This is a genomic window from Paenibacillus vandeheii (assembly GCF_030433635.1).
In the GTDB taxonomy this organism is placed as follows: Bacteria; Bacillota; Bacilli; order Paenibacillales; family Paenibacillaceae; genus Paenibacillus; species Paenibacillus vandeheii.
On the sequence record NZ_JAROCD010000007.1, the window covers coordinates 256,177 to 272,553 of the forward strand.

General features: G+C 51.2%; 13 protein-coding genes. All 13 read left to right on the forward strand.

The genetic code is table 11. The features are described from left to right. Positions 1–60 precede the first annotated feature (60 nt). The 13 genes from P5G61_RS15830 (at position 61) to P5G61_RS15890 (ending at position 16,363) form a co-directional block, all read left to right on the forward strand. The gene (locus tag P5G61_RS15830) at positions 61–732 is read left to right on the forward strand and encodes an AroM family protein (protein WP_301247414.1); all 672 of its coding nucleotides are present in this window, start codon (positions 61–63) and stop codon (positions 730–732) included. A 19-nt stretch (positions 733–751) separates the two neighbouring features. Continuing rightward, the gene (locus P5G61_RS15835; RefSeq protein ID WP_301247415.1) at positions 752–1,705 is read left to right on the forward strand and encodes an aminopeptidase; all 954 of its coding nucleotides are present in this window, start codon (positions 752–754) and stop codon (positions 1,703–1,705) included. Positions 1,706–1,929: 224 nt separating this feature from the next. Next, positions 1,930–2,562: an aspartate/glutamate racemase family protein gene (locus P5G61_RS15840; protein WP_301247416.1), complete on the forward strand. Its 633-nt coding sequence runs from the start codon at positions 1,930–1,932 to the stop codon at positions 2,560–2,562. Positions 2,563–2,962: 400 nt separating this feature from the next. Beyond that, on the forward strand, positions 2,963–4,495 hold the full coding sequence (locus P5G61_RS15845) for a PucR family transcriptional regulator (protein ID WP_301247417.1): 1,533 nt from the start codon (positions 2,963–2,965) through the stop codon (positions 4,493–4,495). A gap of 311 nt (positions 4,496–4,806) precedes the next feature. Beyond that, positions 4,807–5,817, forward strand: coding sequence for an ABC transporter permease (locus tag P5G61_RS15850; RefSeq protein ID WP_301247418.1), 1,011 nt, complete (start codon positions 4,807–4,809; stop codon positions 5,815–5,817). Between the two features lie 51 nt (positions 5,818–5,868). Then, positions 5,869–6,744 carry an ABC transporter permease gene (locus P5G61_RS15855; protein WP_079348914.1) on the forward strand — a complete coding sequence of 292 codons (876 nt, stop codon included), beginning with the start codon at positions 5,869–5,871 and terminating at the stop codon, positions 6,742–6,744. Between the two features lie 259 nt (positions 6,745–7,003). Beyond that, the gene (locus tag P5G61_RS15860) at positions 7,004–8,587 is read left to right on the forward strand and encodes an ABC transporter substrate-binding protein (protein ID WP_301247419.1); all 1,584 of its coding nucleotides are present in this window, start codon (positions 7,004–7,006) and stop codon (positions 8,585–8,587) included. A 95-nt stretch (positions 8,588–8,682) separates the two neighbouring features. Beyond that, positions 8,683–10,020, forward strand: a complete 1,338-nt coding sequence (locus P5G61_RS15865) for a M20 family metallopeptidase (protein ID WP_301247420.1) — start codon at positions 8,683–8,685, stop codon at positions 10,018–10,020. A gap of 114 nt (positions 10,021–10,134) precedes the next feature. After that, positions 10,135–11,112, forward strand: coding sequence for an ABC transporter ATP-binding protein (locus tag P5G61_RS15870; protein WP_301247421.1), 978 nt, complete (start codon positions 10,135–10,137; stop codon positions 11,110–11,112). Continuing rightward, complete coding sequence (locus P5G61_RS15875) at positions 11,109–12,071, forward strand: ABC transporter ATP-binding protein (protein WP_301247546.1); 963 nt, start codon at positions 11,109–11,111, stop codon at positions 12,069–12,071. Before P5G61_RS15870 ends, P5G61_RS15875 begins: the two co-directional genes overlap by 4 nt. Further along, positions 12,056–12,292 (forward strand): hypothetical protein, encoded by a 237-nt coding sequence (locus P5G61_RS15880; RefSeq protein WP_301247422.1) that lies wholly within the window; start codon positions 12,056–12,058, stop codon positions 12,290–12,292. The genes P5G61_RS15875 and P5G61_RS15880 overlap by 16 nt, the downstream gene beginning before the upstream one ends. A gap of 142 nt (positions 12,293–12,434) precedes the next feature. Then, positions 12,435–12,875 (forward strand): chemotaxis protein CheW, encoded by a 441-nt coding sequence (locus P5G61_RS15885; protein ID WP_285080777.1) that lies wholly within the window; start codon positions 12,435–12,437, stop codon positions 12,873–12,875. 284 nt (positions 12,876–13,159) lie between these two features. Then, positions 13,160–16,363: a DEAD/DEAH box helicase gene (locus tag P5G61_RS15890; protein WP_301247423.1), complete on the forward strand. Its 3,204-nt coding sequence runs from the start codon at positions 13,160–13,162 to the stop codon at positions 16,361–16,363. Positions 16,364–16,377: the final 14 nt, after the last annotated feature.

The window sequence follows — 16,377 nt, forward strand, 5'->3', positions numbered from 1 at the left end:
AAGGCTGCTATGGATAAACGTGGCATCTACCAGCCGATCTGATATGTAGGAGGCTATAAGATGATTAAGCAGCTTGGCATGATTACGATTGGACAAGCTCCACGGACCGATGTTGCGCCTGTCATCGAGAAGCATCTGGAGGGGCGGGCCGAACTTGTTCAGGTCGGGTTGTTGGACGGACTGTCGGCAGCACAGATCGCTAAGCTGGCACCGGAGCCTGGTGATTATGTGCTAACTTCCCGTCTCCTGGACGGCAGTGCAGCCATCGTATCCCGTGAAAAAATCAGGCCGATATTGGACCGCAAAATCCGTGAGATCGAAGCCTTGGGCATCTCCAATATTTTGTTGCTGTGCACAGGTTCATTTCCGGGTCTGCGTTCAGCCAGGGTGCACCTTATTGAGCCTGATCGCATCATTCCTCCAGCCGTACAGGCCATGGCCGATGGGCGACGTCTCGGGCTTATCGGGCCATTACCCGAGCAGGGGGGACAGCTCGATCTGAAGTTTTCTACCCTGGTCCAGCCTGCATTTGCCGCAGCTTCTCCCTATACATCCGGCGAAGATGAATTCCGTCAGGCGGCCGAATCCCTGAAGGGGCGTGTTGAACTCATTTTACTGGATTGCATGGGGTACGATGAGCGCCACCGTCAGTGGGTTGCCAATGCCAGCGCAGGAATCCCGGTCATTTTGTCGAATGCTCTAATGGGTAAGCTAGTAGCGGAAATGGTCTGACACAGGAGGAGACGAACAGATGAATCAGCAACGAATTGACGTCAGTAAAAATGTTTTGGTGGAATGCCTTGGACTTCGCAGTGGTGAGACGCTGGCTGTCGTGGCGGATGATGCCAAGAGAGAGCTGGCCGAATCCATATATGAAGCGGGCAAGGCATTGGGAGCGGATGCGGTGCTAATGGTGATGAAGGAACGAAGCAAATCCGGTGAAGAGCCGCCTGCTCCGATCGCCGAAGCGATGAAGCGTGCAGATGTTGCCGTATGCGTAACCCGCTATTCACTAACCCATACGCAGGCTCGTAAACAGGCAGCAGCTGCTGGGACTCGGGTAGCGACGATGCCGGGTATGACGGACGATATGTTCATGAACGGCGCTATTACCGCAGAATATCCCAAGGTGAAGGCTTTGACAGATAAGGTCACAGCCATGCTAAGTGCAGGCAGCAGCGTCCGCATCGAGAAAGATGGACACCAGCTGTCGTTCTCCATACAGGGACGCAATGGCGTACCGAGTACAGGAATGTACCTCAAGCCAGGTGAGTCCGGCAATTTGCCGTCCGGCGAAGCGTATATCGCCCCCGTTGAAGGCATTGGAGAGGGTGATATCCTGGTGGATGGCTCAATCGCAGGAATAGGTGCGATCAGCGAACCTGTTCTATTGACGGTTAGAGAGGGCCGCCTTATTACGGCAACTGGCGCTGAAGGAGACAGGTTGTTATCCATGCTGGGCGAAGGTGATGGTCGAATTCTTGGCGAATTCGGCATTGGTACCAATGACAAGGCACGAATCACAGGTGTTGTCCTGGAGGACGAGAAAGTCTACGGCACGATTCATGTTGCCTTTGGCAGTAACAATACCTTTGGTGGCACAGTTGCAGCTGGTGTTCATATTGATGCCGTTGTGCAGAAGCCGGATGTGTACATTGATGATGTGTTGATTATGCGTCAGGGAGAATTGCTTGATCAGAAATAGAGCAGGAAAATCAAAGATATCCTTGTGGATCAAAGAAAAGGTGTATGAGAGCGTACACAACATATCCACAATGGGGACCGATACGTAAATTACGCGGTAGTTTTGGCGACAAATACACAACATATTCACAATATATAAATAGTTATCCACATAACTGGGGGTAACTATCAACAGTTTGTGGGTAACATATGCACAAGATATCCACAGCCTGGGGAGGAATGCCGATGTTGGGTCTTATCAGAGTGATTACGCTTCATCATGAAGAGGATATCCACAGACACGGGGCATTGATTGAAGGGCGATATGGCATTCCGGTTCGGAGTCGCTGTATTCCCGATCAACCGCTGGGGGTATATGATCAGACCACAGAGCTTCAATCGATTCCCAAAATTGTGGATCTGGCGCGGGAACTCGAACAGGAAGGCTGTACCGCTATCGGTATCAGTTGTGCAGCCGATCCAGCTCTCGCAGACATACGTTCCGCTGTTCACATCCCCGTCTATGGTGCTGGATCATGTGCTGCACATCTTGCGCTTACTTCAGCAGCGCGAGTAGGCGTATTGACCATCCTGAAGGAAGTGCCACTCCTGATTCGAGGAATACTGGGTGATGCCTATATTGGGATGGAGCGTCCCGAAGGTGTGGTAACTACGGTGGATCTCAACACGCCACAGGGGCGAATCGCAGCTATGGAAGCAGCCAGAAGACTGAAGGCGGAAGGTGCCGAGTCCATCGTTCTTGCGTGTACCGGTTTTGCCACGATGGGTTTCGCCATAGAAGTGGAAAAAGAACTGCATATCCGAGCGCTTGACCCGATCTATTCATTAGGGGCAGCCGTGTCTGCATTGAATGTGTGATCAAGGGCGTGTGGGATGTGTGCTATTGGCTGACTTTTAGGTTTGTAGGGTTTGATTCTAACGCCGATGTTGGTGAATAACTGCATCGGCGTTATTTGTGCTGGATAAAGGGTGTCGGGTATGATGGGAGTAGCGCGGCGAATGTATGCAAAGGGGGTGTGTATAATTTATTCTATTTTATTTTGATGTGACGCGATAAAGTAATGAGTTTATTTTTAATATCGTTAACTACATCTAACAACGTATTATTGTTACTTTATTTTGTGGAATCATTTCATGTTATATGGATATCACAGAATTTCCCGTTTTTTTTGAATAGATAGTCTGGTAAACTATCCAAAAAAATGAGATGCAGTATGCAAGAATGATATGCAAATCTGGCTCAGGGTGGTCGATAGGCTTGAAAACGACAGGTATAACATTGAAGGAACTGTTGAATATTCCTATACTCAGCAAGGCCAAAGTCATTAGCGGACACCAGGGATTGGATCGGGTTGTGCGGTTCGTGGATATTATGGAGGTGCCCGATCTGCAAGGATGGTTGCGAGAAGGCATGCTTATGCTGACAACAGCCTACTCAATTCGCGATAATCCCGGGTTGCTCGGAGAACTGATTTATACGCTTAATGAAGCCGGGGCTGCTGCTTTGGCCATCAAGCCAGCGCGTTTCCTCAAAGAAATCCCGAAAGAAGCCGTTGCAGCCAGTAATGACTGCGGTCTGCCCATCATTGAGATTCCTCCGGAAATACCCTACATGGATATTACGCAGCCTGTTATGGAACTGGTACTGGATCGACAGGCCGCACTGCTTCGCAGGTCAGAGGAAGTATATCGGACGCTGATGACCATGGTGCTTGAAAACAGCGGGATTCAGGCTGTAGGGGACAATGTGGCTGAACTGCTTCAGGCACCTGTAGGTGTTATTGACAATGCGGGACAGATGATTGTGTCTTCACCACCGGATTATGACTGGAAGGAAGCTGTGGACCCACTCGTATGGGAGATTAATCTGGATCGGCGGAAGGTTGCCCGGCTGCTTGTGGACAAGGACTCCCTGGATGAGATGGAACAAGTCGGAATTGAACAGGCCAGACTGGTACTATCGCTGGAATTGATGAGGAACAAGGTGGCGGAAGATACCGAATTGCGTCTTCGGGGCAATTTCATCGACGAGCTGCTGACACCCCCTCTACTGTTACCGCATGAAGCTGAATCGAGAGGTCGCAAGCTCGGCATGAATCCGGAGCATTTATGGGAAGTGGCCGTGATGGAAGGGGAGACGGCTCCGGATGAAGACCTGTTGACCGAATTGCTTGGTCAGGAGGCCAGAAAACGGAGAGTAGCGCCTCATATTGAGTTCCGGACCAACAGGGCAGTCCTCTTTTTGCCAACACCGGAGTCCAGGGATGCAGTGTGGATGGATGACGTTCAATCTTGGACCGATACCATTGGGCTATGGCTCGAAGATCCGGCCAACAAGCTTGGACAGTTCAGGACAGGCGTGGGCACCCAGGTTCCGCTTTGGAATATGTATCAAAGCTATGGCGAGGCCAGAAATGCCCTGATGGTATCCTCCCGTTTGTCGGGTGGACGTACAACCCGGTTTGAGGATGTGGAGGTATATCATTTGCTGAGTGAAACGGCGAATGATCCGGGTTTTGCAGCATTGTTTGAGCGGAAGTTGGGAAAATTGCGGGCTTATGACGATGAACACAGTGGTGACTTGCTGCGGACCTTTTTTTATTATCTGGAAAGCAGGGGGAGCCTGATCGAGACAGCCAATCGCCTCTATATTCACCGGAATTCCGTGAAATACCGGCTGGAGCGTATCCGGGATATTACAGGCTTCGACCTGAACCAGCCGCGTGAACAATTTGTCTGTCATCTGTGTCTTGTGTATTACTACATGAAGCAGGATAGACAAGAGGTGTAGGTCCTGCCAATCGGGCACTTGCTTTTCAGCAAAATCAACAATGGAGGATATGGTAGATATAGGTCGAAAAATAGCGAACTATGTCTTAGAGTGTAATTTAACATAACATTAATAGGAGACATTAGTGCACAATCGACAAACGGTTGTGCTTTTTTTTAGCTAAAAGGGACGTAGTTCGACGCAAGGATTATAGGTAAAATAAGCACAATTACAAAGAAGTGACGGATGAACAGACAAGTTTTCAAGACTGGGCCGTCCACAGAGAACCGTAAAACAGCAAGTGAGACATCAGAGTTAAAGGGGTTGATCGATTGTTTGCTTACACGCTCCGAAGGCTGCTGCAGATGATTCCGGCGCTGATCGGCATTGTGGTGATTACCTTCATCCTGTCCCGCGTTCTTCCGGGAGATCCGGCCATTGTCATGGCTGGCGAACAGGCTACGGATGATGTCATTGCCAAAATCCGAATGGACATGGGATTGGACAAGCCATTATTTGTACAATTTTTTAGCTACCTGGGACAGTTGCTTCAAGGCAATCTGGGCTTCGCCTACCATACTGGTCATACGGTGCTGAGTGATTTCGCCACCCGCTTTCCGGCAACCATTGAGCTGACGCTGGCCAGTGTGATTATAGCCATCTGTGTTGCGATTCCGGTAGGTATCATCGCCGCAACTCGAAAAGAGTCCTTTATGGACCACATCTCCAGAGTGTTCTCACTGATTGGAGCATGTGTACCGATCTTCTGGCTGGGGCTGCTATTTATTTACATCTTCTATTCCATTCTTGGCTGGGCTCCAGCTCCAATGGGACGTATCAGCGGAGACCTCAATCCACCGACGCATATCACCGGATTGTACGTGATAGACAGTCTTATGACTGGCGATATGGTTGCACTCAAAAGCAGTCTGGCACATTTGCTGCTCCCGGCGATATGCCTGAGCACAGGAACGATGGCGATAGTGGCGCGTATGACCAGATCCAGCATGCTGGAAGTCATCGGACAGGATTATGTGCGTACTGCACGAGCCAAGGGCTTGAGTGAAACCGCTGTCGTCGGCAAACACGCCCTGATCAATGCCCTGATTCCCACGTTGACCGTACTTGGCCTTCAGTTCGGTGGATTACTCGGTGGTGCGGTAATCACAGAAACGATCTTTTCCTGGCCTGGTGTCGGCGGTTATGTCACAGATTCGATTCTGGCTGCCGATTATGCACCAATTCAGGCCTTCACACTGGTAAGTGCCATTCTGTTCAGCTTTATAAATCTGGCGGTGGATCTGGTCTATGGATTGATTGATCCACGAATCCGTTATGAATAGGGTCGCCGCGAAAGGAGGAGTACCGCTGTGAGTACTGCCGCACCGACTTCCATGGGAACTAAACCTGTACCAGCGGTTGTTCCCAAACCCAAAACCTTTCTGAGACTGTTGCTTCGCAATCGGCTCGCTGCCATTGGTCTGACCTTTATTGTCATGTGGACTGTCATTGCTGCTATTGCGCCGTGGATTGCCCCTTATGATCCGTACGTGACGAATACGGCCGTGAAGCTGGAATCCCCATCAGGTGGTCACTGGTTTGGTACGGATAACTATGGCCGGGACATTCTGAGTCGTGTTCTGTATGGAGCCAGAATAAGCATCTGGACGGGCTTGATTGCCGTCAGCATCTCGTTTGTCATCGGGGTTCCGCTTGGCGGAATTGCTGCTTATTATGGTGGACGTACCGGCAATATCATTATGCGGGTGATGGATGTACTGCTTGCCTTTCCCTCGCTGGTCCTCTCCATGGCGATTGCGGCTTCCATCGGCAATGGACTGACGAGTGCCATGATTGCTGTAGGGATTGTCGGCATTCCTGAGTTTGCCAGATTGATGTATGGACAGACGGTATCCTTGCGCGAGAAGGAGTACGTGGAGGCCAGCAGAGCGATTGGTGTAAGGGACAGAGTGATTCTGTTTCGCCACATTTTGCCGAATGCTTTGGCACCGTTGTTGGTACAGGCCACACTCGGTATGGGTTTTGCCATTCTGACGGCGTCCAGTTTGAGCTTTCTCGGTCTTGGCGTTAAACCGCCTACAGCCGAATGGGGAGCTATGATCTCTGAAGGTCGGGAGTATATCATTTCCGGACAATGGTGGCTCGTGACGTTCCCTGGGCTGGCTATAGCCACATCCATTCTTGGCTTTAACCTGCTCGGAGATGGTTTCCGTGATGTACTGGACCCAAGGTTGCGTTCGGGAAAATAGAGGATGGTCACATCAGCCTCTACAGAACCGATTCATAGATAGCTGATGGGGGAACTGATTTGCGGGGAATGTCTGAGATAAGGGCATGCAAGGTTCCCTCACCAGCAGTAGGCTGATCGAATGCTGCTGCGGTTGGTATCAGGAATATAGTAAGCTGCTTATCAGGTACTGGTGCACATATTCGCTCTGTCTAATAAAAGCAGCAACGTTTTACAGTATCACATCATAAGACTGGTTCAAAAAGGGGAGGAAACTAAAAATGAAAAAGCTCAAATGGTTTTCTGCAATGATTGCTCTTACCGTTGTTCTTGGCGGCTGTGCCAGCAATGCCAACCAGCAGCCTGCGGCATCCGGCTCAGGAGAGAATACGAAGCCCGCATCTACACTAACGGTTGCTTACTCTGAGGGTGGAACTACGATGGACCCGGCGGAGGCGAATGACCTGACCTCGGACACATTGGTCCTGGCAACCTATGACCAGCTGGTAACCTATGGTGTCAAAACGGTAGATGGTGCTGACGTTGCCAACACAGAGGATATTCAGCCGATGCTCGCCGAGAGCTGGGAAGTGTCTGATGACAATATGACGTATACATTCAAAATCAAAAGCGGTTTGAAATTCCAAAGTGGAAATCCGGTCAATGCGGATGCAGTTGTGTACTCTTTTGACCGTGTGGCGAAGTCCAGCTCCGGCAGCTTTCTATACGGAATGGCGGACATTAAGAGTGTGACTGCCAAGGACGACTCCACAGTCGAGATCGTACTGAATAAAGCAAACCACATGTTCACCCAAATCATTGCCATGTATACCTTCTCCATTGTGGACCAGAAGTTGGTCGAGGAAAAAGGTGACGATTATTTGAAAACAAATGCTGCCGGATCAGGACCGTTCACGCTTGAAAAATGGGACCCGGCCAGTGAAGCGGTCTTCCAGGCCAACAACGACTACTGGCAAGGTGCACCGAAGCTCAGCAAAGTCACGCTGAAATTCACGAAGGAAGCCTCCAACCGTGTGCTGCTGCTGAACAAAAGTGACGTAGACATGGCGATCGAGATTCCTCCCAAAGATGTTGCGGCTTTGCAGGAGAACAGTAATTTAACGATCAAGTCGAATGCGAGTAACCGCATTTTATTCTTCGCGATGAACAACAATGTCAAACCGTTTGATAATGAAAAAGTGCGTCAGGCCATCAGCTATGCGATCCCGTATGACCAATTAATCAACGATGTTATGTACGGTCAGGCCAAAGAGATGAAGAGTGCTGTAGCAAGCAACACACCAGGTTTTACGGATGCAGGCTATGTGTACGAGTACAATCTGGACAAAGCCAAGGAATTGTTGAAAGAAGCAGGTTATGCGGAAGGATTCAGCTTTGACTTTACCCTCGGTTCCGGATTTGATGATTGGGAATATGACGCGGTTCTGATCCAAGCTGAGTTGGCCAAAATCGGTGTCAAAATGAACATTAACAAAGTGGCTCGTGCTCAGTTCCTGGAACAGCAAAAAGACGGGAATTTAGTCTCTTACATCTCCAAATGGACTTCTTTTGTTAACGATCCTGGATACCACCTGGGCTTCCTGCTCTACGGTGAAGGCTCTTCCAACTACATTCATTACAACAATGCGGAAGTGAACAAACTGTGGGAAGAAGCAGGCTCCGAACCGGATCAGGCGAAACGCAACGAACTGTACATGAAGGCACAGGAGATCATTACGACGGAAGCGCCATGGGCATATCTTTACGAGTACAACCGGGTTGTTGGTATGAACAACAAAGTCAGCGGATACGTGTATTACCCGGATGAGGTTCTCCGTTTCTATCCACTTAGCAAAGAGCAGTAATTGAACGGATGTCTCGGGGACAGGCTATTATGCCTGTCTTGTGACGATTCGTATTGACCATAATACAACCCATATTTGGAAGGAGCCTGATCAGGATGGATTGGAAAAGGAAGGTACTTGATGCAATTGAGGAAGGCCAGGACGAATTACTGGAGCTATGTTCACAATTGATCCGTTTTCCGACAGAGAACCCTCCAGGGGATTCGCGTGAGATTAGCGCTTTTATTATCGAATATCTGCATCAGGCTGGAATCGACACCAAAGTACACGCGGCAACTGAAACCATGTTTAACCTGATCTCGACGTTGAATGGAGAAGGCGCAGACAAGTCAGATAAACATCTCATTTTCTGTGGTCATACAGACGTTGTGCCAGCCGGGGATCTCTCCCGTTGGGATTTTGATCCGTTCTGCGGTGAAATCAGGGACGGATACATGCTTGGACGCGGAGCATCCGACATGAAGGGCGGGCTTGCGGGCCTGATCTATGCAACGGTTATTCTGGCGAAGCTGGGTGTGCCTTTGCGTGGTGACCTGTCGCTGATGATTGTCCCGGATGAAGAAACAGGTGGTGATCTGGGAGTGCCGTGGGTGCTCGAACGTGGTCTTGCAACCGGAACCGCCGCAGTAATCGCTGAACCTTCCAGCCCGCAGCATCCAACGATCGGACAAAAGGGGAGCTGCTGGTTCGAGTTTACGGTGGAAGGCACGCCAGGCCATGGCAGTTTGCAGCCCATTGTAGGGGATAACGCGATTGTGAAGGCAGCCAAAGGCATTGAAGCCTTGCAGCGGCTGTGGGACATCAAGCCGGACATCCCGGAAGAAGTGAAGGATATTATCCGCATCTCGCAGGAGTATGCGCGTGACCGCGAACAGGCAGGTCTGGCCTATCAGGTGTTCGACCATGTGACGGTAAATATCGGTTCAATTCAGGGTGGAACCAAGGTAAATGTGGTTGCGGATCGCTGCACTGTTCAGGTGGATTCGCGTGTCCCATTTGGTGTGGATTACCGGGATGTGCTCGACCGTGCCCGCTCGCTGCTGCTTGAAGCGGGAATTGAGTCAGAGCTGAAGCCGTTTGGGTTTCAGGGCAACGCAAACTGGACTCCAGCGCATGAACCGATCGTTAGCCAACTGGTGGAGAGCATCAGCGAAGTGAGCGGCGAAGAGGCGTACGGTGTGCTGCAATGGGCATCCAGCGATGCACGCCACTTCCGCAATCATCAGATTCCGGTCTTGCAATATGGTCCGGCAGAGCTGTCCACCATTCACAATTTTAATGAAAAAGCACCCGTGTGGCAGATTATCCAGTGCGCCAAAGTGTATGCGCTCAGCGCGCTTAAATATTTGGGTGTGGAAGGTCTGGAAGAGGAGACCGCATCTAAGGTTTTGAACGAAGCATCTTCGGAAGGAACTGCGACCTTCAACCGTTAATTCTTTTCGGGAGAGAAGGACGGTTGGAGAACCAAGCTGAACGAACGCAGAGTGGTAGGGACATGTGTACGGGTGTAGAAGATTCAGAATGTAATGGTATGGGAGGGGAACAACATGACTGCACTGCTCGAAGTTTCGGATTTGCGGACAGAGTTTATCACGGATGCAGGCGTCATCCGCGCCGTGGACGGGATCAGCCTTTCCATACGGCAGGGTGAGACGCTGGGTATTGTCGGGGAGTCGGGATGCGGGAAAAGTATTACCTCGTTATCGATTATGCAGCTGCTCCCCAAGAAGATCGGCCGTGTGGCGTCAGGACAAGTCCGTTTTCAGGGGAAAGACATGCTCAAGCTGTCCGGAAGGGAGATTCGCCGGATTCGGGGTAACCGAATGGCGATGATCTTTCAGGAGCCGATGACCTCACTTAATCCGGTTTTCAAAGTCGGCAAACAAATCTCCGAGGCGGCACGATACCATCTGAAGCTGGGCAAAAAAGAGGCTTGGGCACGGTCGGTTGAGATGCTGCGCAAAGTCGGCATTCCCCGTCCCGACAAAATTGCAGAACAATACCCGCACCAGCTCTCAGGTGGAATGCGCCAGCGGGTGATGATCGCCATGGCGATGGTATGCAGCCCGCAGCTGCTCATCGCGGATGAACCGACAACGGCTCTGGATGTGACCATCCAGGCGCAGATTCTGGACTTGATGCGTGACCTCCAGCGAACGGAAAATATGGCAATCATGATGATTACCCACGATCTTGGCGTTGTAGCTGAGATGTGTGACCGTGTCATGGTGATGTATGCCGGACAAGTGGTGGAAGAGACGGATGTCAAAACTCTTTTTGCCGATCCCAAGCATCCGTATACCCGCGGTTTGCTCGCTTCACTGCCACAGCTTGCGGGAGATCAGGATCGTCTTCAGTCCATTCCGGGTCAGGTGCCGAATCCGGCCCATATGCCGTCCGGCTGCCGTTTTGCCCCACGTTGTCCGGTGAAGGAAGCACGATGCGAGACGATACAGCCCGAATTACTGGAGACAGCACCAAGTCACAGCTGCCGCTGTCTGCTGCAGCAGGAGGGGATCATATGAGTGCGATACTGGAAGTCAGAAACCTGAAGAAGCACTATCCGATCCGCAAGGGCCTATTCTCCAAACAGGTCGGTGCCGTCAAAGCAGTTGATGGTGTTACGTTGTCCGTGGAGCGGGGTGAGACGCTTGCCGTGGTCGGAGAGTCCGGTTGTGGCAAATCCACCACAGGTCGTGCAATTTTGCGCCTGATTGAGCCGACGGATGGCGAGGTGTTCTTCGAAGGCAAGGATGTACGAAAGCTGCCCCCAGAAGAGCTGCGCCGTTTCCGAACGGATATGCAGATGGTGTTCCAGGACCCGTATGCCTCACTCGATCCGCGTTGGACGGTACAACGTACACTGGAGGAGCCGCTGATTACCCATCACAAGTTGGGGAAAAACGAGCTGAAAAGCCGAATCGAAGAGCTGATGGAGGTTGTGGGATTATCTCCCTATCAGGCGCACCGCTTCCCACACGAGTTCTCGGGTGGACAACGCCAGCGGATCGGTATTGCTCGTGCCCTCGCCCTGAACCCGAAATTCATGGTGTGTGATGAGCCGGTCTCTGCGCTGGATGTGTCTATTCAGGCACAGGTGCTGAACCTGATGCAGGATCTCCAGGAACAATTCGGACTGACGTATATGTTCATCTCTCATGATCTGTCCGTCGTCAAGTTCATCAGTGATCGTGTAGCTGTCATGTATCTGGGCAAAGTGGTCGAGCTTGCGCCCACATCTGAGTTGTTCACTGAGGCACTGCACCCGTATACCAAAGCATTGATGTCCGCTGTTCCGGTTCCCGATCCGAATGTGCAAAAGGAACGGATCGTCCTGGGCGGCGACGTGCCCAATCCGGAGAATCCCCCGTCCGGCTGTACGTTTCATACCCGTTGTCCGTATGTGAAGGACGAATGTCGATCCGTTATTCCGGATCTGAGGGAGATTTCCCCGGGACGCCAGGTGGCGTGTCATTTGTATTAGGAAGGCTGAAAAGAACCAACCGAAGACACTTTCTTGTCCGCGAATCTGGTGGACATGAAGGTGTTTTTGACGTGGGTATCCTTGTCGAGACCGTTGTTCGATTCGAATTCTCTGCTCTTCCATCGGGACACAAAATCGACATCCATCATTCCGCAGGTAAAAATTTATCTGACATAGACCGATATAATAGTAAAGGCTTGAGCAGCGCGCAGTCCAAGTAGCGGCAAATGAAGGATCTAACGAAAAACGTGAGATCATGTTCTTAGATCTGTGTAGATATCGTGCTAAGTAAACTCTCATGGTAAAGATTATGATAATCAAGACTTCCATGAAACTGAAAACAAGAAGGGTTTGGATATAACTATGGATGAGGAAGTTCAAGTTCAATACATTAATTTCTCGATTGGAAATCAGATTTGTGCGCTTCGTATTGATGAAGTTCATGAAATTATCAGAATGCTCCCTGTGACCACGGTTCCTTTTGGCAGTCCTGAAATCAAGGGCTTTACACCTCTGTACGGCAAAGTGGTTTCTGTGGTCAGTGTACGTGTTCTGCTGGGCATGCCTGATGAGGAGCCTACACCTGCCACGCGCATCATTGTTGTGCCTTACCACGACGGTTATGTGCCGCTCGTCGTGGATTCCGTGGATTCCGTTGTGACATATGATCGATTTGAAGAGCCTACAGAAGAATATCGTCGTTACACAACAGGAATATTCAAGGAAATCGCCCACAATGACGATCATGAGGCAGGCATTCTTAATCTGGATGTATTGCTGGGCAACTTAACCAGATTGCAGTAAATGCAACTCTTAAGTGACATATACAAAGCACATATCGAATGGATTATGAAAATGCTCCTTACCCCTTTCGGGATAAGGGGCATTTTTTTTGTGTAAGCATCTTTCTTCAAACGCAAAGGCGTGGCGTGTTTCTCCTTTTAATAGGCATACATAATATAGTATGAAGTGGTTCAGAGATGTTTTTTCGAAGTGATGTAGCACTTTTTATGCGTAAACGTTTTTAAATCCGAGCATTTTCGTATATGATGGAGAGTAACAATGCGAAGGGATGACGGGAGACTGTAATGATGCAATCGCTGTATGGAGTATGGCTTGGTGACGTATTTTTTTGTTTTTCCGGTGAAACATCGGAGCCGCGTGTGGATGCATGGAGCCACGTGGTAAGGAAGCTGAATTTTGGCGACGGGGGTCGTCTGTTTCAGCCTGCCGCTCTGCGTCTTGCGGAGCTTCGTTGGCCCAATCCGATGCGTAATGCCGCGGAAGCGAAGGGTACGAAGCGGCGTCAATTACTCGGACGGACGTTGGAAGGACTGGCAATCTCGCCCAAAGATACATTCAAGCTGCTGCTCCATTGGGATGACAGTATATTGAATGCGGCAGGAATTCAGGCTGGAGAAGAGATTCGCTACTGGGTAAAAGCAGCACAGTTTACACAGGAACTGCTGCTGCGCGGAGAATTTGCTCCGTCTGCTGAATTTGCCGCCAAGACGGGTGCGCGTCGCCGGACCGGACAAGAAACGCTGACAGGGGTATGGCGTCCGCGTCTGCTGCAGGAAGCGGATGTGGAACGTTTCCGGGAGTTGGCGGAATCCATGCCGCCGATCGGATTGTCTGCTCCCGGAGCATACGCATCTACTGAGCCGGAATCACGGGAGGAAGCGGGAGCGGCCGTATTATTTTCATTTATGAGCGGAATGGTTCACGCGGTTGTCACGGGTGAGATGGAAGGCATGGATAGTGAACTGTCTCGTTACCGCACATCTTTCCGGCGTGGCTCCTCTCCAGTAGTGGAGTTGTGGTGGAACAGTCTGATCTCGATGTTCCGCCCGGTGACGGTTCAGGGACCTACGGAAGAAATGGCAGAGCTCATTGGAACGCTGCAAGAAGCTGGTGGTACAGCGAGACCCGTGGTAGGCAGTGAAGAAACGGCTCCCACAGAAGGTGAGCTGAAACTGGTACTGCGGCTGGAACCGCCACTGGGTGATCATGAAACATTGTGGGGGATTACCTTCTGGGCAGATAGTGTGCAGGAATCTGGTCTGAGATTGCCTGCACGCACGATCTGGGCACATCCGGAGCGCGATCTGGATCGAGGGAAGGTTTGTTATAGTTCAGCTGCAGAACAGCTCCTGATGGCACTGGGGCATGCAGCAGAACTGGCACCGGAGCTGGAAACGGCGCTGCTTCATGCACGACCGGAAGGAATGAAGCTGGAACAGCAAGCCTTTTTTGAATTTTTAACCTATGCTGTGCCTCGACTACAGAAGGCGGGGGTAACGGTATTAATGCCTTCCCGCTGGAGCCGTGCAGGGAAACGCCGCGCCGGATTACGTCTGCAGATGATCAATCGCGGAACAGAAAGACCGCTCGGAGCGCCGTCTGCACTGGGCATGGAGCAGCTGGTTGCCTTCAAGGCAGAACCGATGCTGGACGGGAAACCTGTTACGGCAGAGGAGCTGGCTGCCCTTGCGGAAGCAACAGTACCTTATGTGATGTTCCGCGGTGAATGGATTGAAGTGGATACGAAAGAGATTCGCCAGGTTCTGCGTTATATGAAAAAAGAAGAAGAACAATATATGCCACTCTCCGAATGGCTGCATCTCGCAGCTGAGGAAGGCGAAGATACCGCATGGAAGGGGCTTTCCGTGTTTGGTGCGGAATCCGAGGGGCTGCTGTCCTTTTTGCTCGACGGACAGGTGCTCCGCAGTATTGAGCCTCGGCAGGTTCCGGCAGAGCTGCATGGCGAGTTGAGACCTTATCAAGAGCGGGGGTACCAATGGTTGTCCGCCATGCGTGAACTCGGTTTCGGCGTATGTCTTGCCGATGATATGGGACTGGGGAAAACGATTCAGGTTATTACCTGCCTGCTGGACTTGAAACATGAGGAACAGCAGGCCGCAGCTGAGGAAGCGCGTGAGCACGAAGCGTTTATGGGAATGGAAGAAGGATCCGCGAACGGTGAACAGCCACATGTGCATGATGCGCATCTGCCAGCACTTATTGTGTGCCCTACCTCGTTGCTCGGGAACTGGCAGCGTGAGCTGAAACGGTTTGCCCCGAATCTGTCGTTATATATCCATCATGGAGGACAACGCTTGCATGGCAATGCTTTTCAGGCAGAAGCGCAGTCCCATGATATTGTGCTGACGACCTATCATCTGGCAGGCCGGGATGGTCCGGATCTGGCTTCGCTGCACTGGTCTACCGTTGTGCTGGATGAGGCGCAATATATTAAGAATTACCGTACGAAGCAAGCGCAAAGCGTCATGCGACTATCTACGCCGCATCGTATTGCGATGACGGGTACACCAGTGGAGAATCGGCTAAGCGAGCTGTGGTCCATTTTCCAATTCCTCAATCCGGGGTATCTGGGTACGGCTTCTTCATTCCGCCAGCGGTATACAGGAATGGGTCCGTCGGAAGAAAATGCAGCATCTTTGCGTGAGCTTCATCGACTGGTATCGCCCTTTATGCTGCGCAGGCTGAAAAGTGATCCGGATATCCGCAAGGATCTGCCGGAGAAGCTGGAGTTAAAATCCTATTGTTCTCTGACACCAGAGCAGACGGTTCTGTATCAGCGAGTGGTGGATGACCTGATGGGCGGATTGGATGGACGAAACGGTATTGCCCGGAAGGGGATTGTATTGTCGTCTCTGACCAAGCTGAAGCAGATCTGTGATCATCCTGTACTGGCGGACAGCGGCCGCAAGGATCATGGCAAGGCAGAGGCGTCCGGTAAAATGGAGCGTCTGTTGGAGTTGCTGGACGCGATCCGAGATAACGGTGAATCGGCGCTGATATTCACTCAGTATGTGGCGATGGGTGAACTGCTCGTATCCCGGCTCACACAGCGGTATGAGGAAGAACCGTATTTCCTGCATGGCGGTGTGTCGAAGTCGCAGAGGGATGATATGGTGGAAACCTTCCAAAAAGGGGAGGGGCCGTCTCTGTTTGTCCTGTCTCTACGTGCCGGGGGTGTGGGCTTGAATCTGACACGTGCGAGCCATGTTGTTCACTACGATCGGTGGTGGAATCCTGCGGTGGAGAATCAGGCAACGGACCGGGTATTCCGGATTGGGCAGAATCGGAACGTGCAGGTGCATAAGCTGATCTGTCAGGGAACTCTGGAGGAACGGATTGATGAGCTGATTGAGAGCAAAAAGGCGCTTTCTGAGCAAGTCGTCGGTTCTGGTGAGAACTGGTTGACCGAAATGTCGGATGATGAGCTGCGCGGCCTGATCTCGCTTCAGGGCGAGACGTGGCTGTAAGTTTTAAGATATAT